This is a genomic window from Streptomyces mayteni (genome assembly GCF_054783955.1).
Genome location: NZ_BAAGPR010000104.1, coordinates 1 through 21,111, shown reverse-complemented (window position 1 = coordinate 21,111; position 21,111 = coordinate 1). Strand labels below are relative to the sequence as shown.

The 21,111-nt window shown below is 74.5% G+C and carries 17 protein-coding genes and 2 pseudogenes; 7 read left to right on the top strand and 12 right to left on the bottom strand.

The window, feature by feature from the left end; translation table 11 throughout:
* Positions 1–9: 9 nt before the first annotated feature.
* Positions 10–747 (bottom strand): hypothetical protein, encoded by a 738-nt coding sequence (locus ACYVPE_RS31845; protein ID WP_461037252.1) that lies wholly within the window; start codon positions 745–747, stop codon positions 10–12.
* A gap of 675 nt (positions 748–1,422) precedes the next feature.
* Positions 1,423–1,626: pseudogene (locus tag ACYVPE_RS31840) on the bottom strand (helix-turn-helix domain-containing protein); the annotation flags it as partial.
* A 377-nt stretch (positions 1,627–2,003) separates the two neighbouring features.
* Between ACYVPE_RS31840 and ACYVPE_RS31835 the strand changes: the two are divergent.
* Together ACYVPE_RS31835 and ACYVPE_RS31830 are read left to right on the top strand one after the other, a co-directional pair.
* Entirely contained in the window at positions 2,004–3,083 is a 1,080-nt protein-coding gene (locus tag ACYVPE_RS31835) for a LacI family DNA-binding transcriptional regulator (RefSeq protein ID WP_461037244.1), read from the top strand.
* Between the two features lie 54 nt (positions 3,084–3,137).
* Positions 3,138–4,817, top strand: a complete 1,680-nt coding sequence (locus tag ACYVPE_RS31830) for a glycoside hydrolase family 13 protein (protein WP_461037243.1) — start codon at positions 3,138–3,140, stop codon at positions 4,815–4,817.
* 172 nt (positions 4,818–4,989) lie between these two features.
* Here the strand turns inward: ACYVPE_RS31830 and ACYVPE_RS31825 are convergent, their stop codons facing one another.
* Positions 4,990–5,355 carry a GntR family transcriptional regulator gene (locus tag ACYVPE_RS31825; RefSeq protein WP_461037242.1) on the bottom strand — a complete coding sequence of 122 codons (366 nt, stop codon included), beginning with the start codon at positions 5,353–5,355 and terminating at the stop codon, positions 4,990–4,992.
* 156 nt (positions 5,356–5,511) lie between these two features.
* Complete coding sequence (locus tag ACYVPE_RS31820; protein WP_461037241.1) at positions 5,512–5,970, bottom strand: MarR family winged helix-turn-helix transcriptional regulator; 459 nt, start codon at positions 5,968–5,970, stop codon at positions 5,512–5,514.
* 105 nt (positions 5,971–6,075) lie between these two features.
* Here ACYVPE_RS31820 and ACYVPE_RS31815 point away from each other — a divergent pair, with 105 nt between their 5' ends.
* On the top strand, positions 6,076–6,630 hold the full coding sequence (locus ACYVPE_RS31815; protein ID WP_461037240.1) for a DoxX family protein: 555 nt from the start codon (positions 6,076–6,078) through the stop codon (positions 6,628–6,630).
* 49 nt (positions 6,631–6,679) lie between these two features.
* Complete coding sequence (locus tag ACYVPE_RS31810) at positions 6,680–7,483, top strand: dioxygenase family protein (protein WP_461037239.1); 804 nt, start codon at positions 6,680–6,682, stop codon at positions 7,481–7,483.
* Here the strand turns inward: ACYVPE_RS31810 and ACYVPE_RS31805 are convergent.
* The 5 genes from ACYVPE_RS31805 to ACYVPE_RS31785 all read right to left on the bottom strand — a co-directional run bounded on the left by ACYVPE_RS31805 (position 7,480) and on the right by ACYVPE_RS31785 (position 16,247).
* Positions 7,480–8,820 (bottom strand): lysine N(6)-hydroxylase/L-ornithine N(5)-oxygenase family protein, encoded by a 1,341-nt coding sequence (locus tag ACYVPE_RS31805; protein WP_461037238.1) that lies wholly within the window; start codon positions 8,818–8,820, stop codon positions 7,480–7,482. The genes ACYVPE_RS31810 and ACYVPE_RS31805 overlap by 4 nt on opposite strands.
* Positions 8,817–10,316 (bottom strand): pyridoxal phosphate-dependent decarboxylase family protein, encoded by a 1,500-nt coding sequence (locus ACYVPE_RS31800; protein ID WP_461037237.1) that lies wholly within the window; start codon positions 10,314–10,316, stop codon positions 8,817–8,819. Before ACYVPE_RS31800 ends, ACYVPE_RS31805 begins: the two co-directional genes overlap by 4 nt.
* Positions 10,317–10,731: 415 nt before the next feature.
* Positions 10,732–11,625 (bottom strand): esterase/lipase family protein, encoded by an 894-nt coding sequence (locus tag ACYVPE_RS31795; RefSeq protein WP_461037236.1) that lies wholly within the window; start codon positions 11,623–11,625, stop codon positions 10,732–10,734.
* A gap of 159 nt (positions 11,626–11,784) precedes the next feature.
* On the bottom strand, positions 11,785–12,768 hold the full coding sequence (locus tag ACYVPE_RS31790) for a DNA polymerase Y family protein (protein WP_461037235.1): 984 nt from the start codon (positions 12,766–12,768) through the stop codon (positions 11,785–11,787).
* Positions 12,765–16,247: a DNA polymerase III subunit alpha gene (locus ACYVPE_RS31785; protein ID WP_461037234.1), complete on the bottom strand. Its 3,483-nt coding sequence runs from the start codon at positions 16,245–16,247 to the stop codon at positions 12,765–12,767. The genes ACYVPE_RS31790 and ACYVPE_RS31785 overlap by 4 nt, the downstream gene beginning before the upstream one ends.
* Before the next feature lie 361 nt (positions 16,248–16,608).
* Between ACYVPE_RS31785 and ACYVPE_RS31780 the strand changes: the two genes are divergently transcribed.
* Entirely contained in the window at positions 16,609–17,271 is a 663-nt protein-coding gene (locus ACYVPE_RS31780; RefSeq protein ID WP_461037233.1) for an HAD family hydrolase, read from the top strand.
* On the opposite strand, the gene ACYVPE_RS31775 is transcribed toward ACYVPE_RS31780, so the two are convergent.
* Positions 17,172–18,278 carry a GlxA family transcriptional regulator gene (locus ACYVPE_RS31775; RefSeq protein ID WP_461037251.1) on the bottom strand — a complete coding sequence of 369 codons (1,107 nt, stop codon included), beginning with the start codon at positions 18,276–18,278 and terminating at the stop codon, positions 17,172–17,174. The two genes, ACYVPE_RS31780 and ACYVPE_RS31775, sit on opposite strands and share 100 nt — an antisense overlap.
* Before the next feature lie 155 nt (positions 18,279–18,433).
* On the opposite strand from ACYVPE_RS31775, the gene ACYVPE_RS31770 reads away from it, so the two are divergent.
* Positions 18,434–19,318: an NAD(P)-dependent oxidoreductase gene (locus tag ACYVPE_RS31770; protein WP_461037232.1), complete on the top strand. Its 885-nt coding sequence runs from the start codon at positions 18,434–18,436 to the stop codon at positions 19,316–19,318.
* Entirely contained in the window at positions 19,315–19,932 is a 618-nt protein-coding gene (locus ACYVPE_RS31765; RefSeq protein WP_461037231.1) for a maleylpyruvate isomerase N-terminal domain-containing protein, read from the top strand. Before ACYVPE_RS31770 ends, ACYVPE_RS31765 begins: the two co-directional genes overlap by 4 nt.
* Before the next feature lie 11 nt (positions 19,933–19,943).
* Here the strand turns inward: ACYVPE_RS31765 and ACYVPE_RS31760 are convergent, their stop codons facing one another.
* Positions 19,944–20,921: an aldo/keto reductase gene (locus ACYVPE_RS31760; RefSeq protein WP_461037230.1), complete on the bottom strand. Its 978-nt coding sequence runs from the start codon at positions 20,919–20,921 to the stop codon at positions 19,944–19,946.
* A gap of 11 nt (positions 20,922–20,932) precedes the next feature.
* Positions 20,933–21,111: pseudogene (locus tag ACYVPE_RS31755) on the bottom strand (IS200/IS605 family accessory protein TnpB-related protein); the annotation flags it as partial.

Sequence of the window (21,111 nt, the reverse complement as noted above, 5' to 3'; positions counted from 1 at the left end):
CGGGCTCGCTCAGCCGGTGAGGCCCGGCTGCCAGCGGCCCTCCGGGTGGGCGTAGACCTCCTCGGCGGGTCCTGGCACGCCGCTGGTGCGGAACGGCAGGCCGTCGTCGTCGATCCTGGCGAGGCCGCTGTCGGCGCCGCTCGTCCAGTCGAGCTCGACGTACCAGTCGCAGTCGCAGTCGACGGTTTCGGCCTCGACGCGCAGCACCAGCGGCTCGTCCGCGCTGACCAGGAACGGCGGCTCGGGCGCCGGCAGTTCGGCCTCGCTCATGCCGTCGAAGCCGTCCCTCGGGTGGGCGATGGGCCGGTCCGCGTCGAGGTCCACGGTGAAGGCGGCCGGGGTGAGGGCGCCGCCGCAGCCCAACTCCATGTCGAACGCCGGCCAGTCGAGCGGCGGACGCCGCTCGACGACCCGGACGTGCACCGCCTCGACCACGACCGGCTCCGGGCCGCCGGCCCTGAGGGTCGACTCCACGATGGTGGATCCGCCGTGCACCGCGCCGAGTTCGGCGGCCCAGGCCGCGGCGTCCTGCGCGACGGGCGGGGCCGGCACCGCGGCCGGATCGCGGTCCACGAGATAGCGGTGCCCGCAGCCGCCGGCCCAGACGTGCGAGCGGGTCTCCCAACTCAGCGGCACGGACTCGGGCGTGGCCGCCGCCGCCCCACCCGGCGCGGGCGGCACCGGCTCGTCGTCCCGCCCGGCCGCGACGGTCACCGCCGTGACGACGACCACGAGCGCGGCACACACGCCGAGCAGCCGCCCACCCCACCTCGCCGGCCGTAGGCCGGCCTGGACCGGGGTGCGGGGCTGGCCGCCCGCGGCGGCAGCGCCGCCGACTCGCCCGGTGCCGGCGGGCGTACCGCCCCCGGCCGGGGCCGTGAGGCCCGTAGCTTCCAGGGAAGCACCCGTCACAGCGCTGGCGGGACCGGGCCCACCCGGCGGAGCAGCCGCCCCGCCGGGGCGTACCTGCCCCACGCCTCCGGCGGGGTCGGGAGCCGTAGCCCCACCGGCCGGCAGGCCGGGCCCGCCTCCGGCGGGGGCCGGGGCCGCAAGGTCCGGTACCTCTGCCGAAGCACCGGCCACGGCACCGGCAGGACCGGCGCCCGCGTCAACCTCGTCGGCCGCCAGGCCAGGCCCAACTGCGGGCGCACCGGGGCCAACTCCCCCCGGCCCCGCAGGGCCCGTCGCGCCTGCGGAAGCATCGGGGGTGCCCGCCCCTGCGGGGCGTACATGCCCCGCGCCTCCGGCGGGGTCGGGAGCCGTAGCCCCACCGGCCGGCAGGCCGGGCCCGCCTCCGGCGGGGGCCGGGGCCGCGAGGCCCGTCACAGCCGCGGAAGCACCGGCAACGGCCGTCGTCGCCTGGCGGGCCGCAGGCCGTAGCGCGTCGGCTCGGAGCCAGAGGCGGTGGAGTTCGAGCTGTTCGGCGCGGCTCGCGCCGCACGCGCGGGCCAGGCGTTCGACCGGGGCGTAGTCGGCCGGCACCACGGTGCCGGCGCAGTAGCGGTGCAGCGTCGACGTGCTGGTGTGCAGCCGTTTGGCCAGGGTGCCGAAGCTCAGCCCCGACCGGTCCTTCAACTCGCGCAGCCGCGCCGCGAACCGCAGCGCGGCCGGGTTCTCCCCCGTCATCCGCCCCCGACCTCTCCTCGCCCCGAGTCCCGGGTCCCGAGTCCCCGAATCCCCCGTCGTGCCACGTCAGAATAGGCGCGGCCGGTTCCGTGTTACGCGCGGGTTTCGGCGTTCCGCCCAACTCCGGGCGCCGGAGTTGCCAAGCTGGTGGTCGGCCCGTTGCCGCGCGGCCGGCCGGCACCGGGGAGGGTGACACCGTTGCCACGTTGCATGCACACGTTTACATCACCCGTTTCAGGGCTTTCACCTGCGGCGCTTCTGTCAACCTGGCCGTCAGGGACACCAATTCGCCGGATCGCCAAGATCCTTTCATGTAAACGATTGCATTCCCTCCGCCCTCGGCAGTACGTTCGGCTCATCGCCGTGATCGGAGGGTTATGGCCGCCAGCATCATCGACGTCGCGAGGCGCGCGGAGGTGTCCACCGCCACCGTGTCCCGCGCGCTGCGCGGGTTACCGAACGTCTCGGAGGCGACCCGTGAGCGGGTGCTGCGCGCCGCGGAGGAGCTGTCCTACGCGGTCTCCCCGCACGCGTCGAGCCTCGCCTCCGGACGGACGGGCACGGTGGGCGTCATCCTGCCGTTCGTCAACCGGTGGTTCTACAGCCAGGTGGTGGCCGGCATCGACTCGGTGCTGCGCGCCAACGACCTGGACATCCTGCTGTACAACCTCGGCGACGAGCGCGTGCACGAGCGGTTCTTCGCCCGGATGCCGCCGCGCCGGCGCGTGGACGCGCTGATCGTGCTCAACCTGCCGCTCTCGGCCACCGAGAGCGAGTCGCTGGTCTCGTTGGAAGTGCCCATAGCCGTGCTCGGCACCCGCATCCCCGGCTGTTGGCACGTCTCCATCGACAACGCCGAGGGCACGAGCACCGCGGTGCGGCATCTGATCAATCTGGGGCACCGGCGGATCGGCATGATCTCCGGCGCCCTCGGCGACCCCCGGGGCTTCACGACCCCGATCGTGCGGCAGCACGCCTACCGCACCGTGTTGGCGCAGGCGGGGATCCCCTACGACCCCGATCTCGAGGCGCCTGGGAACCTCACGATCGACGAAGGCGCCTCCGCCATGGCGCAGTTGCTCAGCCTGCCGGACCCGCCGACCGCGGTCTTCGCGGAGTCGGACCAGATGGCGTTCGGCGCGCTGCGCACGCTGGGCCGGATGGGGCTGCGCGCCCCCGACGACGTCTCGGTCATCGGATTCGACAACCATGAGACGGCCGAGCTGCTCGACCTCACCACCATTGCTCAACCCGTCGCCTACCAGGGCGAGTTGCTCGCTCAGCAGATCCTCGGCGCGCTGTCGGGGTCGAGTGAGGAACCGGCCCAGGTGGTGGTGCCCACCCGGCTTGTCGTCCGGGGCACCACCGGCGCGGCTCGTGTCGCGCGTCCTCGACATCCCTCCTCACCCCGGCCGGGACCCGAACCGGACCAGCACAGCCGCACTACTGCGCGGTGAGCCGCTCCAACCGCGCATTTTCCAGGGTCAACTCGCAAGAGGAATGGAAGATACGTGCCCCGCACCCGCATTCAGCAGAACACGACCGTGCCCTGGTGGCGCACCGCCGTGATCTATCAGGTCTACATCCGCAGCTTCGCGGACGGCAACGGGGACGGCATCGGTGACATCGCCGGCCTTCGTGCCCGTCTGCCGTATCTCAGGGAGTTGGGCGTCGACGCCGTCTGGATCACGCCCTGGTATCCGTCACCGATGGCCGACGGCGGCTACGACGTGACGGACTACCGGGCGATCGATCCGGTGTTCGGCACGCTCGCCGAGGGCGAGGAGATGATCGCCGAGGCCCACGCACTCGGCGTTCGCGTGGTCCTCGACATCGTGCCCAACCACACCTCGAACCGGCACCCCTGGTTCGCCGAGGCGCTGCGCGCGGCGCCCGGCTCACCTGAGCGCGAGCGCTACCACTTCCGCGACGGACGGGGGCCGGACGGCTCCCGGCCGCCCAACGACTGGCGCAGCCGGTTCGGCGGCCCGGCCTGGACCCGGGTCACCGAGCCGGACGGCACCCCTGGCCAGTGGTACCTGCACCTGTTCTCGCCCGAGCAGCCGGATCTCGACTGGGCGAGCCGGGAGGTTCGTTCGGAGTTCGAGTCGATCCTCCGGTTCTGGTACGACCGCGGCGTGGACGGCTTCCGGATCGACGTGGCCTCCGGCCTCGTCAAGGATCCGGCGCTGCCCGACATCGGGATACCCGAGGACGCCGTGTTCGAGGAGGGCCCCTGGAAGGACGGCCATCCGCACTGGAACCAGGAGGGGCTGCACGAGATCTACCAGTCCTGGCGCAAGATCGCCGACTCCTACGCGGGCGACCGGGTGTTCTGCGCCGAGGCGAACTCCAGGGACGACCAGATGGCCCGCTACCTGGGGCCAGGCGAGCTGCACACGGCCTTCAACTTCGCGTTCCTGAAGTCGCCGTGGGAGTTCAAGTCGATCCGCGAGGTGGTCGACCGGAGCGTCGGCTCGCTCGCCGAGGTGGGGGCGCCCGCCACCTGGGTGTTGTCCAACCATGACGTGACGCGCCATGTCACCCGGTACGGGCGTCGCGACACGGCCCAGGATCTCTACCGGTCGGACAACGGCCACTCGGACCGGGATCTTGGCACCAGGCGGGCGCGGGCCGCGGCGCTGCTGATGCTGGCGCTGCCGGGCAGCTCGTACCTGTACCAGGGCGAGGAGTTGGGCCTCTGGGAGGTCGAGGACCTGCCAGACGAGGCGCTCCAGGACCCGATGTGGGGTCGTTCTGGCCACCGGGTCAGGGGGCGGGACGGCTGCCGGGTGCCGATGCCGTGGTCGGGTTCCGAGAGTCCGTTCGGCTTCGCACGCCGCGGCAGCGAGCCGCCGTGGCTGCCGCAGCCGGCGGAGTGGGAGAAGTTCAGCGCCCAGTTCCAGTCGGGTACGCCCGGCTCGATGTTGGAGCTGTACCGCTCGGCGCTGCGGCTGCGGAGCGAGCAGCCCGGCTTCGACAGCGGGAAGCTGAGCTGGCTCGACGCGCCGGAGGGTGTGCTGTGGTTCGAGCGCTCCCCGGTGCTGCGGTGTGCGGTGAACTTCTCGGAGGAGCCGTTCCCGTTGCCCCGCACCTGGGGTGTGCTGCTGTCCAGCGACCGGATCACCGGTGGGCAGTTGCCCACCGACACCACGGTCTGGCTGTGGGGCGGTGGCGCTTCGCGGGTCTGATCCCGCTTGTTCTGGGCCGCCTCCGGGGTACACGGGGGCTCGCGGTCGGGCGGCCCGGATCGCGTCGAGGTCGGTGGCCGGGGCGTCGTCCCGGTCGAGGCCGATGCGAAGGACGCGATCCCCGTACGGCTGGGCCGCCGCGGTGGCGGCTCCGCCGCCGGCGTCCGGCGGCTCAGCCGTACACGGCGCGGATCGCGTCGGTGACGGTGGCCAGGGCCGCTTCGCGGTCGAGGCCGAGGTGGCCGACGCGCTCCGCGTAGGCCTGGGCTGCCGCCGCTGCCTCCCGCGCGGCGGCGTCCCCCGCCGCGGCCACGAACGTGCCGTGGCGGCCCCTGGTCTCCACGACCCCGTCGGCCTCCAGGACCCGGTACGCCTTCGCGACGGTGTTGGTGGCGAGCCCGAGCTCGCCGGCCAGGCCGCGGACGGTGGGCAGCCGGTAGCCGACGGGGAGTTCGCCGCTCCTGGCCTGGGCGGCGAGCTGGGCGCGCAGCTGCTCGTAGGGCGCGGTGGCCGAGCTGGGGTCGATGCGGAGGTTCACCCCGTCGATTCTGCCTCAGGCCGGCTTCGCCGGCCCCGAGCCGGCCCCGAGCCGGTCTCGCCGCGTCCGACGTGGTGCCGCGCCGGGTCGCGGCCCCGCCGTGCCGGCCGACGACGGGACGAGTCACGCACCCTCTCCCGCCCCCGAAGCACAGCGCTAGCGATCCCGCAGCCGGTCGCTGACCCGGCCGAGTGCCTGGGCGAGGGTGTCGAGCTGGTCGCGGTCGAGTACGTCGATCAGCGCCTCGCGGACCCGCGCCACGTGCCCGGGCGCCGCCTCGGTCAGCGCGGCCCTGCCGTCCTCGGTGAGGTGGGCGGTGACGCCCCTGACATCGGTCGGGCAGGCGCTGCGGGCGACGAGGCCGCGCTTCTCCAGCTGCCCGATCTGGTAGGTGAGCCCGCTCTTCGAGGTGATCAGGGACTCGGCCAGCTCGGTCATCCGGATCCCGGCGGCGCCGGCCGCGCCGAGCTTGACCAGGATCTCGTACTGCGGGTGGGAGAGCCCGGCGTCGTCCTTGAGCTGCTGTTCCACGCTGCGGAAGACCCGGTGAGTGGCGTCGAGGAACGCCGTCCAGGCCGCCATCTCGCGGGCGTCCAACCACCGGGTCTCGTTCATGTCCCCCATCATAGGCCGGTTGTTCAAATTGGAATCACCGGCTACGGTGGAGCCGGTTCTTCGAATTTGAACCAAACTCGACCCCCACCCTCAGGAGACCGCTCGATGACCTCCCCCACGACGACGACCACGCGTCCGGCGCCCGCGCCGGCCCAGGCCGCCGCCGCGCCGGCCCACGACACCGGGCTGCTGCTGCTCCGCCTCGCCGTCGGGCTCACCGTCGCCGCGCACGGCGTGCAGAAGCTCTTCGGCTGGTTCGGCGGCTCGGGCCTCGACGGCACCGGCATGTTCTTCGAGTCCCTCGGCTACCCGTCGGGCCGCACCATGGCCCTGGTGGCCGGCGCCTCGGAGACGCTCGGCGGCCTCGGCCTGGCGCTCGGGCTGCTCACCCCGCTGGCCGGGGCCGCCGTCGTCGGCACGATGCTCAACGTGATCGTCTCCGCGCACTGGGACGCCGGCTTCTTCGCCCCGGCCGGCATCGAGTTCCCGCTGCTGCTCGGCCTGGGCGCCGCCTCGCTCGCGCTCGCCGGGCCCGGCCGCTACGCCGTCGACCGGCTCCTGCCGCTGGCCCCGCTGCGCGAGCACCGGCTGGCCACCGGCGCGGCCGCCCTCGCCTTCGGCCTGGCCGTCGCCGGCATCGTGCTGTTCTTCCGTAACTGACCGCCCCCGACCCGCACCGCACCACCCGAGACGAATCGCAGGTATCGCCATGACCGTCACCGAAGGCCCGGCCACCGGGAGCCGGACGCCCGTGATCTACCTCAGCCACGGCGCGCCGCCGCTCGCCGACGACGCGCTGTGGCCCGGCCAGCTGGCCGACTGGTCGGCCGGCATCGCCAGGCCGAAGGCGATCCTGATCGTGTCGGCGCACTGGGAGGCCGCCCCGGTCACCCTCGGCGCCACCACCACGGTGCCGCTGGTCTACGACTTCTGGGGCTTCCCCGAGCACTACTACCGGGTCACCTACCCGGCGCCCGGCGCCCCCGAGCTGGCCGCCGCGGTGCGCGGCCTGCTCGACGGGCCCGGCACCCCGGTGCACGAGGCGCCGGACCGCGGGCTCGACCACGGCGCCTACGTGCCGCTCGCCGAGATGTTCCCGGCGGCCGACATCCCGGTGCTCCAGCTCTCCATGCCGACGCTCGACCCGGAGCGGCTGCTGCGGCTCGGCCGCCGGCTCGCGCCGCTGCGGGACGAGGGCGTGCTGATCGTGGGCAGCGGCTTCTTCACCCACAACCTGTCCGAGCTGACCTGGAACAGCGGCCCCGACCAGGCGCCCGGCTGGTCACGGGAGTTCGACGCCTGGGGCCGGGAGACGCTGGCCGCCGGGGACGTGGACGCGCTCCTCGACTTCGAGCACGCCTCCCCGGCCGGCCGCCTCGCCCACCCGCGCACCGAGCACTTCGCGCCGCTGTTCGTGGCGCTCGGTGCCGGCGAGGCCGACCTGGCCACCCAGCGCACCGTGATCGACGGCTTCTGGGGTGGCCTGGCCAAACGGTCCATCCAGCTCGGTTAGCCGGTCGGGCCCCGGCCGGTGGCCGGCCCGAAGGACTGGAACGCGGTGCGCCGCGGGATCCGGAACTCGTCACGGCCGGTCACCGCGTTCAGGATCAAGGCGCCGCGGTAGGCCCCGATGCCCAGGTCGGGGGCCGCGGCGCCGTGCGTGTGCAGCTCGGCGTTCTGCACGTACAGGCCGGCACCCACCTCGGGCGCGGTGCGGATCCGGTGCCCCTCGGTGACGTCGTAGCGGCCCCGGTCGTCCCAGGCGATCAGCTTCTCCACCGGCTCCAGGCACGCCGGGCGGCGCGGCGCGTAGCCGGTGGCGGCGATCACCGCGCCGGTCTCGTGCTCCGCCTCCCGGCCGGTGTCGGCGTGCCGGGTGGTGAGCCGCACCCCGTCCCCGGCGAGCGCGGCCGCGTGGACCGCGGTGGCCGGGAGCAGGGTGACCGGCGGCCGGTCGCCGTCGAGCAGGTGGTCGTAGAGCTCGGCGTGGATGAGGTCGATGGTCTCGGTGTCGATGCCCTTGTAGAGCTGCCACTGGGAGGCGATCAGCCGGTCCCGGACGGCGGGTTCGAGCCCGTTGAAGTACCGCATGTAGGCGGGGGTGGTGTACTCCAGGACCAGCTTGGAGTAGTCGAGCGGGGCGAACCCCCAGGAGCGGGTGAGCCAGTTGACCGCCCAGCCCGCCTCGCGCTGCCGGCGGAGCAGGTCGAGGAAGACCTCGGCGCCCGACTGCCCGGAGCCAACCACGGTGACCTCGCGGACGCCCGCCGCCGCCAGCCCCTCGATCCGGTTCAGGTGCTCGCCCGCGTGGAAGACCCGCTCCCCCGCGACGCCGGCCAGCGGCGGCGGCAGGAACGGCTCGGTGCCGACGCCCAGGGTGACGTTGCGGGCCAGCCGCCTGGTGACCGTGCCGGTGTCGGTGCGGCGCAGCGTCAGCTCCCACAGGTCGCGGTCGGCGAGCCAGCGCACCTCGTCCACGGAGGTGGCGAAGCTCAGCGAGGGCAGCCGGCCGGCCACCCAGGCGCAGTAGTCGGCGTACTCGCGGCGCGGCACGTGGAAGCGCTCGGCTATGTAGAAGGGGTACATCCGGTCGTGCTCGACCAGGTAGTTGAGGAAGGACCAGCGGCTGGTGGGGCGGATCAGCGTGACCAGGTCGGCGAGGAAGCCCACCTGGAGCGAGGCCCAGTCGAACATCAGCCCAGGGTGCCAGTCGTAGGCGGGGCGCTGGTCGTAGGCGGCGAAGGCGAGCCCCTCCACCTCGTCGGCGAGCGCGGCGAGCGAGAGGTTGAACGGGCCGACGCCGACGGCGGCGAGGTCGAGCACGGGTTCCTGATCAGCGGTGGTACTCACAGTTGGGCCTCCACGGCCTGCCCTGCCGCGTCCACCGCGGCGAGGAGTTCTTCGATGTCGTGCGCGGTGGCCTGGGGGTTGAGCAGGGTGAGCTTCAACCGGACGGTGCCGGTGCCGGGTTCGGCGGTGGCGACGTCGGTGCGGCCGATCAGCGCCGCGCCCTCGGCGAGCAGCCGGCGGCGCAGCGCGCCGTTGACCGCGTCCGAGACGCCGCCGGCGCGCGGCACGTAGCGGAAGACCACGGTGGTGAGCGTGGGTTGGGTGGTGAGTTCGAGCCTGGGGTGGTCCTCGACGGCGGCGGCCGCGTCCCTGGCCAGGTCGTGGCAGGCGTCGAGCATGGCGCCCACGCCCTCGCGGCCGAGGGCCAGGAAGGTGGCGGCGACCTTGAACGCGTCGGCCCTGCGGGTGGTGGCCATGGAGTTGCCGAGCAGCCCGTCGTAGCCGGCGGCGCCGTCGTCGTCCGGGTTGAGGTAGCCGACCCGCAGTCCCGTGGTGGCGGCGAAGTCCCGGGCGTCGCGGGCCAGCAGCACGCTGGCGGCGGCCGGCTGCCAGGCGGTCTTGTGCAGGTCCATGGTGATCGTGTCGGCGGCCTCGATGCCGTCGAGGAGGGGGCGCAGCCGGTCGGAGAAGAGCGCGCCGCCGCCGTAGGCGGCGTCCACGTGCAGCCGGGTGCCGGCGCGGTGGGCGATGGCGGCGAGTTCGGGCAACGGGTCGACGGAGCCGTAGTCGGTGGTGCCCGCGGTGGCGACGACCGCGATCGGCACCTCGTTCGGGGCCAAGAGCCGCAGGGCGCGTTCGAGTTCGGCGGGCCGCATCCGGTGGGCGTCGTCGACCGGGACGGTGCGCACCGCGTCCTCGCCGAGGCCGAGCACGGCGCAGGCGCGGGCGACGGAGAAGTGGGCGAGTTCCGAGCAGTACACGACGGGGCGGGCGTCGAGGCCGGCGAGGCCGCCGCCTCGTATGTCGCGGTGGGCGCGCAGCGCGGCGTCCCTGGCGATCAGCAGGGCCTGGAGGTTGGAGGCGGTGCCGCCCGGGGTCAACACGCCGTCGGCGCCGGGGCCGTAGCCGGCGAGGTCGGTGAGCGAGCGGATGAGTCGGCGTTCGATCTCGACGGCGTAGGGGCCGCTGTCCCAGGTGTCGACGGAGGCGTTGAAGACGGAGGCGAGCACGTCGGCGGCGGCGGCGACGCTCAGGGCCGGGGGCTGGAGGTGGGCGGCGGCCCGGGGGTCGGCGAGGTCGACGGTGTAGGCGGCGTAGGAGCGGGCGAGCGAGAGCACCGCCTGGCGTCCGCCACCGGTGGCGGGGAGGGGTCCTTCCGGCAGCTCGTCGTCCAGCAGTCGGGTCAACTCCCGTGGGGTGACGGCCGGGAGCGGGCCGGTGCGGCGACGGAGGGCGCCGGCGGCCTCCCTGGTCAGCTCGGTGACGAGCCGGCCCACCTCCGCGAGGCCGGCGGGGTCGGCGGCCAGCAGATCGGGTTCCAGGAGGGTCGGGGGCACGGGCACGAGTGGGGCGTGGCCGGGCATGCTCATGGGTTCTCGGGGTGTCCCTTGTCTTGGCGGCTGGTTCGTGCGCGGGTCTCGCGACGTGGGCGGGAGCCGGGTGGGTGGGCGGGAGAAAGGGCGTGCTGACATGGGTGACGGCGGCTCCGCGCCATAATTTAGGTTAGGCATACCTAACCATGTCAACCGCACCCGCCCCCGCCGGGCCCGCTTTAACCGCTCCTGAGCCGTTCCTTAAAGGGACCATAAGAGGGCAGACAACGCCCCGGAGTCTGGCTAACGTTCCTGGTGTCGGCATGTCAGGACCGGTGCCACCGCCTCCCTCAACCCCCCCACCCCCGGGGAGGCGGTGGCACCGACATCCCGCCGGCCCCCTCTCTCGCGGCCCTCTCCCGCCGCTCCGGCCCCGCCGCTACCCGAGCAGGTCGCCGCAGTCGGTCGGCTCGGCGTCCGCCGGATCGAGCGCGTTGGCCGTCTCGTGGAAGGCCACCCGGCTCAGCAGGCCGATCGCCGCATGCTCGGAGAAGTCGATCGGGCACAGATCCTGGAGCAACACGTTCCGCACCCCCGGCTCGTCGATGAACTGCGAGCGGTAGGGGGTGACGATCTCGTCGTAGCGGGTGGCGATCACCGTGTAGGTCACGCCGGACACGGTGTAGCCACCGGAGTTGAGTTCGGTCATGAAGTCGGAGCCGGCGACCTGCTGGGCCAGGGCGGGCGCGCCGGCCGCGATGGCGTCCTCCAGGCCAGGGAAGACGTCGAGCAGCCGGGTCAGACCGGCCAGCGTGGTGCCGTTGGTGTTGGGGGCTATCCCCACCAGCGCGTTCACCTTTCCGGCCGCGCCCTGGTGGTGCTTGAGGTAGTAGCGGGGCAGCACGCCGCCCTGGGAATGGCCGACGAGGTCGACCTCCCGGGCGCCGGTCTCGGCCAGCACCTCGTTGACGAACTCCGCGAGTTGGTCGGCCGATTCCTCCATCGGGCCGAGGCCACCGAAGATCGGCACGCCGGGCAGCATGCCGTAGTCGAAGGAGTAGACGCAGTAGCCGCGGTCGACCAGATAGGGCGCGAGGCCGAGCCAGTTGATCGTCCCGTTGGCGCCGGTGCCGTGGACCAGCAGGACGGGCCTGGGGTGGCGGGCGGCGGGGACGCAGTCGTCCTCGTTCCAGCCGCCGGCCGAGGCCGCGGTGGAGGGGGCGGCGGCGGTCGCCTCGGCGGCGCCGGGGAACAGGACGAGCGGAAGGGCGACGAGCGCCGCACCGGCCAACAGGCGGGCGCGGCGCCGTAAGGGGTGTTTCCTGGACAGCATGGGGTGGTCTCCTCGCTGAGCGCACTGGGGGGTGGCACCACGCGGTCCGGACCACGGTTACTGCCGAGTACTCGTCAAGTTACGGGCGGGTAACCCGCCTGCCCACCTGCCCGACGGTGAGGGATTCCACACGTCGAGCCCTCACCAGAGACACATCCTTCACGCCACGTCCAGTATTCCGGCGGGGCCGGCGGCCCGGGGGCCGAAGCGGCGGCGGGCGCGGTCGGCCGCCGCCTCGGCCAGCCTGCGGCGCTCGTCCCGCGGGTCGAGGGAGAGTTGGCGGGTGGCGTGGGCCGCGTCGGCGAGCGCGTCGGCCCGCAGCGCGACCGCCCTGACCCGGGCCCGCTGGAGGCCGAGCGCGTCGTGCAGCGCGTAGGCGACGCCGGCCAACGCCGGGGTGTGCGCGGTCGGTTCTGGCAGGGCGCGGCCGCGGGTGGTGGTGGCCAGGTCGGCGTAGCGGACGGTCAGGGTGAGCGAGCCGGTGGTCTGGCCCGTGTCGCGCAGCCGGAAGCCGAGCTCGTCGGCGAGGGTGAGCAGTGCCCTGCGGCGCCGTTCGGCGTCCAACTCGTCCTCCGCGAAGCGGTGTTCCGCGGTCAGGACGCGGGCCGGGCCGCTGGGGACGACCTGGCTCTGGTCGACGCCCCTGGCCGCCGCCAGGACGCGGCGCGCGGTGGCGGCGCCGAGGATGCGCTGGAGGGTGGCGGGCGGCGCGGCGGCGGTCTCGCCCGCCGTCTCCAGGCCGTAGCCGGCCAGCGCCCGCGCGGTCGCGGGGCCGACGCCCGGCAGCGTGGCGACGGGCTGGTCGGCGAGGAAGCCGGCGACCCCGGACGCGGTGTCGGGCACCGCGAACACGCCGGGGGCGCGGCCGAGTCGGTCGAGGGCCAGCCGGGCGAGCAGCGGGTTGCCGGCGACGCCGACCGCGCAGTCGGCGCCGTGCAGGGCGAGCGCCCTGACCCGGACGAGACGGGCGAGTTGGACCGCGTCCAGGTCGAAGTAGCGCCGGGCGCCCCGGACGTCGGCGAGCGCGGCGTCGGGCGGCAGCGCCTGCACGACCGGGGTGATGCCGTGCAGCAGCCGCAGCAGCGCGGGATAGCGCTCCGGCGGGCAGCCGGGGAAGCGGATGTGGAGCACCGCACTTGTCATCCGGCGCTCCCCGAGCTGGCGTGCCACAGCTTCCGCGGGGCCGACTTGGTGGAGTCGCCCGCGGGCCGCAGGTCGGCCCACGGGTGGAGGGTGTAGCCGGTCGACAACTCGATTCGTCGCTCCACGGTTTCCGCGTCCGCGGTGTCGCCGGATCCACCTGTCGACTCGGCGCCCCCCTCCGGCTCCTCGGACTCCTCGGACTCCTCCGACTTCGGCGGCGGGGCCGCGAGCCGTTCGGCGACCGCGTCCAGGCCGCCGGTGCGGCGGAGGTCGGCCAACTCGGCCAGGTCCCAGGCGGCCTGGCCGACCACGCTCAGGGTGCGCGGCCCACGCCGCTGCACCGTGCCGCGCACCAGCAGCAGCCAGGAGTGGAAGACGGTGTGCGCGCAGGCGGCGTGGCTGTCCTCGAAGAAAGCCAGGTCGACCAGGCCCGTGTCGTCGTCCAGGGTGACGAAGATCACCCGCTTCCCCGACCTGATCGGCGGGGTCTGGGTGGCCGCCTTGGCGCCCGCGACCAGCACGGTCTCGCCGTGCTCCGCGTCGCGCAGCCGGCGGGCGCCGAGTGCGCCCAACTCGTCGAGCAGGGCGCGGTGGTCGGTCATCAGGTGGCGGGCGGTCTCCATGCCGAGCACGCCGAGCTCGGCGTCGAGCCGCTCGTCCGCGCCGAGGTCGGGCAGCCCGGCCGGCGGGGTGCGCGCGGCGTCGCCGAACGGCAGTTGGCGGCCCCCGGCGCCGGCCGCCGCGCCCCGGCGCTGCCGGTACAGCTCGGCGAGGTGCAGCAGCAGGTCGCGGCGGTTGTCGCCGAAGGCGTCCAACGCGCCGACCTTGGCCAGCCGTTCGGCGACCGGTCGGGTGGGGGCGCCCCGGTTGACCAGGTCGGTGAGCGAGGCGTAGGGCCGGCCGGCGGCGATCCGGGCCGCCTCCTCCTCGGCGATGCCCTTCACCTCGCTGAGCGCGAGCCTGATCCCCCACTCGCCGGATTCAGACTCCAGTTCGATTCGATAGGCGGCGTCCGAGATGTTCACGTCCAGCGGCAGCACCGGCACCCCGCGCCGCCGCGCGTCGGCCAGCAGCAGCCGCTTGGGGTACATCCCCGGGTCGTGCGCGAGCAGCCCGGCGTAGAAGGCAGCCGGGTGGTGCGCCTTGAGCCAGGCCGACTGGTAGGTGGGTACCGCGAAGGCGACCGCGTGCGCCTTGCAGAAGCCGTAGGAGCCGAACGCCTCGACGATCTCCCAGGTGCGTTCGACGACGTCGGGCGGGTAGCCGCGCGCCGCGGCGCCGGCGGCGAACCACTCGCGCACCCGCGGCTGCCGCTCAGGATCGGACAGCGCCCGCCTGGCCTCGTCGGCCATCGCCCGGTCGCAGCCGGTCAGTCGGGCGAGCACCCCGATGATCTGCTCGTGGAAGACCACCACCCCGTAGGTGTCGCGGAGCACCGGCTCCAGGTCCCGGTGCGGGTGGCGCACCGGGCGCCGGCCGTGCCTGGCCTCGATGAAAGGACGCACCATGTCGGCGGCGACGGGCCCCGGCCGGAAGAGCGATATGTCGACGACGAGGTCGTGGAAGGTGCTCGGCTGGAGCCGGCCGATCAGGTCGCGCTGGCCCGGCGACTCGATCTGGAAGCAGCCGAGCGTCTCGGTCGAGCGGATCAGCTCGTAGGTCTCGCGGTCGTCGGGCGGCAGCCGGTCCAGGTCGATCCGGGTCCCGGTGGCCCGCTCCGTCTCGGACACGGCGTACGCCATCGCGGACTGCATCCGCACCCCCAGCACGTCGAGTTTGAGCAGCCCGAGGTCCTCCACGTCGTCCTTGTCGAACTGCGACATGGGGAAGCCCTCGCCGCTGGTGGGCACCACCGGGGTGCGGGCCAGCAGCGAGGCGTCGGAGAGCAGCACCCCGCACGGGTGCATGGCGACGCCGCGCGGCAGCGCGTCCAGTGCCTCCACCAGCTCCCAGAACCGCCGGCCCTGCCGCTCCGGGTCGACGCCGCGCAGCTCGGGCAGTTCCGCCAGCGCGGCGCGCGCGTCCCTGGCCCTGATGTGCGGGAACGCCTTGGCGAGCCGGTCCACCTCGGCCGGGTCGACGCCGAGCGCCAGGCCGACGTCCCGCACCGCGTGCCGCACCCGGTAGGTCTCGGGCATGGCGACGGTGGCGACCCGGCGCTCGCCGAAGCGGGCCAGGATCGCCCGGTACGCCTCCAGGCGCCTGGCCGACTCCACGTCGACGTCGATGTCGGGCAGCACCACCCGGCGCGGGGAGAGGAACCGTTCCATCAGCAGGCCGTGCTCCACCGGGTCGGCGTTCGCGACGCCCAGCAGGTGGTTGACCAGCGAGCCGGCCCCCGAGCCGCGCGCCGCGACCCGGATGCCGAGGCCCCTGATGTCGTCGACGACCTGGGCCACGGTCAGGAAGTAGGAGGCGAAGCCGAGCGTGGCGATGGTCGCCAGCTCCTCGTCGAGGCGGTCCCAGCGCTTCGGGTCGCGGTCGTAGCGGCGCGCCACCATGCCAGCCGCGCAGCGGGAGCGCAGCACCCGGTCGGCGGTGCGGTGGGCGGCGCCGACCAGGTGCGGCTCGGGGAAGCGGACGCCGCCGATGCCCAGGTCGTGCTCCGGGTGCACCCGGCAGGCCGCCGCGGTCTCGGCGGTGAGGTCGAGCAGCCGGCGCGCGGTGGCCGGGCCGAACCCGGCGGCCTCGGCGATCCGCTCGGCGGCCCTGGCCATCCAGTCGGGGCCGCGCAGCCAGGCCTCGCCGCCGTCCAGCGGCCCGCGCGGGTCGATGGGCCGCAGCCGGCGGGCGGCGTCCAGCACGTCGGCGACCCGGCCCTGCCCCGGGTCGGCGTAGCGGACCCGGTTGGCGAGCACGGGCGCGGCGCCGAACTCGGCGGCCAGGCCGAGCGCGCGGGCCGCCGCGCGCAGCGGTCCCGCCGCGTCGACCTCGATCCGCAGCGCCTCGTCCCCGAAGGCCTCGCGCCAGGGCGCGAGCAGCCGCGCCGCCAGGTCGGGGCGGCGGGCGGCCAGCGCGCGGCCGGCCGGGGTGTCGGGGCCGAGCAGCACGGTCAGCCCCGCGCCGTGCGTCTCGGCCCAGGGCAGTACGGGCCGCTCGCCAGGACCCGCGGCGTGCGCGGCGGTGACCAGCCGGCAGAGCTGGGCCCAGCCGGCCGCGCCGTCCCTGGCGAGGAAGACCGCCCGGGGCGCGGACTCGTCGAGGAACGCGCCGCCCCGCACCGGCGTCCTGCGCCGCCCGCGCTCCGGTGTGCCGCCGGGCTGCGCCACGGCCAGCTCCACCCCGAACAGCGGTCGCACCCCGGCCCCCACGCACGCCCTGGCGAACCGCACCGCGCCGCCCAGGGTGTCCCGGTCGGTCAGCGCCACGGCCGCCATGCCGCGCTCCGCGGCCCGCTCGGCGAGCCGCTCCGGGTGCGAGGCCCCGTAGCGCGCGGAGAACCCGGACGCGACCCGCAGATGAACGAAGTCCGTGGACATCCGCACCTCCCGTCACGCCCGGCCCCCCTGTCCCAGCACCGTTTCCGGTCCACCATAAACCAGCTATCGAACATCTGTACGATTATGGTGAACGCGCAGGTCACCGGCGGTTCGGCGACGATCGGCGGCGGCCGAAAACGAACGCCCCAACTCCCTTCGCCCACACGGCGATCGACGGCCGGCGCGGCCCGCCGTCGGGATCGCCTCCCCGGTGGCCAGCAGCCGCGCCTTCTCGTGCGAGTCGCCCCAGGGCGGCGGATCGTCGCCGGCCCCAGCCACTCCGGGCACCCCTCCGTGCGCGGCACCGTCCGTAGTGAGCCCGGCGCCCCGGGCGCCAACGCTTTCCGGTTAGGCTGCCGGGGTGGCCGCTCCTTCTCATCCCTCGATCGACCTGGTCATCTTCGACTGCGACGGCGTGCTGGTCGACAGCGAGCCGCTCGCCCTGCGGGTCTGCGTCGAGCTCGGCGCGGAGCTGGGCTGGGCGCTGACCGAGCACGAGATCGTCGACCGGTTCCTCGGCCGCTCCGAGCGCGCCGTCCAGACCCAGATCGCCGAACGCCTCGGCGGGGCGGCGGCCGTCACCTGGACCGAGCAGTTCCGGCTGCGGCTGGCCGAGATCATCGACACGGAGCTCGCCGAGGTGGCCGGCGTCAGCGAGGCGCTGGGCGCGATCACCATCCCGCACTGCATCGCCTCGAGCGGCAGCCACGACAAGATGCGGCGCACCCTGACCCGCACCGGGCTCCACGACCGGTTCGCCGGCCGCATCTTCAGCGCCGCCGAGGTCGCCCGCGGCAAGCCGGCCCCCGACCTGTTCCTGCACGCCGCCGAGCGGATGGGCGTCGCGCCCGCCCGCTGCGTGGTGGTCGAGGACAGCCAGTACGGCGTCCAGGCCGCCCGCGCCGCCGGCATGCGATCCTTCGGCTACGCCGGCGGCCTCACCCCGGCCGACTGGCTGGCCGGCCCCGACACCGTCGTCTTCGACGACATGCGCAAGCTGCCGGTGCTGCTCGGCCTGCTGTAGCCCCCGCCGCGCCCCTCGGGCGTCTCCCTGGGGAAGGCCCGGCGGTAGGCGCCGGGCGACACCCCGAGCTGCCTGAGGAAGTGGTGGCGGAGGTTGTTGGCCGTGCCGAGGCCGCACAACTCCCCGACCCGCTCGATCGGCAGGTCCGTCGCTTCCAGCAACTCCCGGGCCCGCCCCAGGCGTTGTTCGAGCAGCCAGCGCAGGGGCGTCGTCCCGGTGGCGGCCTGGAGCCGCCGGTAGAACGTGCGGGGGCTCATGGCGGCCCGCCGCGCCAGGTCCTCGACCGTCAGCGGCCGGTCCAGGTGGGCCAGGGCCCAGTCGAGCACCGGACCGAGCCCCTCGTCGTCCCTGGTGGGCACGGACGACTCGATGAACTGCGCCTGGCCGCCCGGCCGGTGGGCGGGCACCACCATGCGGCGGGCCAGCTGGTTGGCGACGTGCGCGCCGAGGTCGCGGCGCACCAGGTGCAGGCACAGGTCGAGGCCGGCCGTCAGCCCGGCGCTGGTGAGCACGTCGCCGTCGTCCACGTACAGCACCGACTCGTCGACCTCCACCCTCGGGTACCGCACGGCCAGTTGGGCGGTGTGCATCCAGTGGGCGGTGGCGCGCCGCCCGTCGAGCAGCCCCGCCTCGGCGAGCGCGAAGGCCCCGGTGCAGAGGGAGACCATCCGGGCGCCCGCCTCGTGGGCGCGGCGCAGGGCCGTGACCAGCTCGGGCGAGAGCGGCCTGCCCTCGTCGACGCAGGAGTCGGGCACCGAGGGCACGATGACCGTGTCGGCGCCGACGAGGCCGTCGAGCCCGTGACCGGTCCGCAGCGTGAGCCCGGCGCCGGCCGCCCCGCCCTCCCCCGTCCCGCCCTCTCCGGTACCGCCCTCTCCGGTGCCGCAGAGCCGCAACTCGTACCAGGCGTCGGCCAGATCGGGCTGCGGCTTCCCGAAGACGGTGCAGGGGATGCTCAGTTCGTACAGGTCCCAGGAGGGGACCCCGATCTCCTCGGCCACCACCACGGCGACAGAACCGACGCTCATGTCCCGAAGGGTATGGCAGGAATTTGGTGGCCGCCGTCACCGGTGTCACTTCTCCCGCTCGCCGCGCGCTGCGAGCGTGTTCCGTACGTGATCACCGCCGCGGGCGGACGAAGGACGTAGGAGAAGTCGTCGACATGAACACCGATCGCCAGGCCGTCACCGTCATCGGGTTGGGCTCCATGGGCTCGGCGCTGGCCGCCGCGCTGCTCGACCGGGGCCACCCGACCACGGTGTGGAACCGGTCAGCGTCCCGGGCCCGACCACTGGTCGACCGGGGCGCCACCCTGGCCGCGACCCCGGGGGAGGCGATCGCGGCGAGCCAGCTCACCATCGCCTGCGTGCTGGACTACCCGGCGCTGCACGCGGCCCTCGGCCCCTTCGCCGACGCGCTGGCCGGAAGGACCCTGGTCAACCTCACCTCCGGCGCCCCCGAGCAGGCCCACGAGGCCGTCGCCTGGGCCGGGACCCACGGCGCCGACTACCTCGACGGCGCGATCATGACCACCCCGCCAGGCGTCGGCAGCCCGGAGATGATGTTCCTCTACAGCGGTTCCTCCGCCGTCTTCGAGGCCCACCGTCCGACGCTCGCGGCCCTGGGCGACCCGCTGTACCTGGGCGCGGAACCGGGCCTCGCCTCGCTCTACGACGCCGCGTTGCTCGGCCTGATGTGGTCCACCATGACCGGCTGGCTGCACGGCACCGCGCTGGTCGGCGCGGAGCGGACGCCGGCGACGGCCTTCACCCCCGTCGCGCTCCGCTGGCTGACCGCCGTGGCCGGGTTCCTGACCACCTACGCCCCCCAGGTGGACGCGGGCCGCTACCCGGGCGACGACGCCACCGTCGACGTGCAGATCGCCGCCATCGACCACCTCATCCACGCGGCGGCGGCCCGCGGCGTGGACAACGCGCTGCCCGAACTGCTGAAGTCGGCCATGGAGCGGGCCAGCGCCGCCGGCCACGGCTCGGACAGCTACGCCAGCGTGATCGAGGTCCTGAAGAGCACGGCGGACCCGAAGTGACCACCGCCACCGCCACCGCTGCCACGGCCACGGCCACCGCGTCGTGGACGGAGCTGCTGGCCGCCGCCACCGACGGCTGTCTCGACGTCCTCCGCGAGGGAGCCGACCTGGACTGGTCGCGCCCCGCCCACGGCCTCGACTGGTCCTGCCGCGAGACGCTCGACCACCTCGCCCTCGGCCTCGTCGGCTACGCCGGCCTGCTCGTCTCCCGGCCCACCGACCGCTACGTCACCCTCTTCGCCTCCCTCGACCCCGCGGCTCCCGTCCCCGACTGTCTCGACGGTCTCCGGATCGCCGCCTCCCTCCTCGCCACCACCGTCCGCGACACGGCCCCCGACGCCCGCGCCTGGCACCCCTGGGGGCACTCGGACGCCACCGGCTTCGCCGCCATGGGCATCGTCGAACTCACCCTCCACACCCACGACATCGCCCGCACCCTCGGCCTGCCGTGGGCCCCGCCTGACGAGTCGGCCTCCGCCGCCCTCCGGCGCCTCTTCCCCGACGCACCCGCGGGGCACGGCCCGGCCGACACCCTGCTGTGGTGCACGGGCCGCGCCCCGCTCCCCGGCCTGCCAAGACGCACGCGCTGGCAGTGGGACGGAACCGTGAGCTGACCCGACGGCGGTCAGGCGGGCGTCGGGGCCGCCCCGGAGAGCAGGCCGGCGGTGCGCAGGTCGGCCCAGAGCGCGGGCGGTACGGGCCTGGCGAGGAGGGCGGCGCTGGCGCTGATCTCCTCGGGGCTGCGCGCGCCGACGACGACGGACGTGACGGCGGGGTGGGCCGGCGGGAACTGGATGGCGGCCGCGAGGGGGGACACGTCGTGGCGTTCGCAGATCGCGCGGAGCGTGCGGACGCGTTCGGCGAGGGCCGGCGGCAGGTCGCGGTGGGCGCGGGGATCGGCCAGCAGGCCGCCCTGGTAGACGCCGGCCGCGAGGACGGCGACGCCACGGGCCACGCAGAGCGGCAGGAGTTCGTCGAGACCCGACTGGTCGAGCAGCGTGTAACGGCCGGCCAGCAGCACGCAGTCGAGGCCGGGGGCCGGGGCCTCGCGGAGGAAGCGGGCGGCGACGTCGGCGTGGTTCACCCCCAGGGAGACCGCGCCGATCACGCCCCGGCCGCGCAGCTCGGCGAGCGCGGGATACGCCTCGGCGAGCGCCGTCGGATAGTCCAGGTCCGGGTCGTGGACGTGCAGGACGTCGACCCGGTCGAGGCCGAGCCGCGCCAGGCTGTCCTCGACCGAACGCAGCACCGCCCGCCGGCTGTGGTCGAGGCGCGGCCCGAGGCCGCTCGGCGGATCCGCCCAGATCGGCTGGGTGTCAGGACCGCCAGGCTCGATCAGCCGCCCCACCTTGGTGCAGAACGTGTAGTCGCCGCGCGGCTTGGACCGCAACGCCCGCCCCGCGCGTTCCTCCGAACGGCCGTAGCCGTACACGGGCGCCGTGTCGAACAGCCGCACCCCGAGCTCCCAGGCCCGGTCGACGGTGGCCAGCGCCTGCGCCTCGGACACCGGCCGGAACATCCCACCGAGCGACGCCAGCCCGAGCCCGAGCCGGCTGACCCCCAACCCGGTGCGCCCCAACGACACCCGCTCGTCCGCACGCATCCCGACCGTTCCTAGGGACTGAGCGGGAGTGGGTCCTGTCGCCAGAACTCATGCTCAGCCGAACGCCCCGAACGGTGTTGGGCGTTCTGGTCCACCGCGTTCTCGCCGTATCCGGCGCGCACGGATCGTGTCCGTGGTCCGGGGATGCGGGGGCGGTTTCCCTCACGCCCCGGGGCCATCGAGCTGGCCT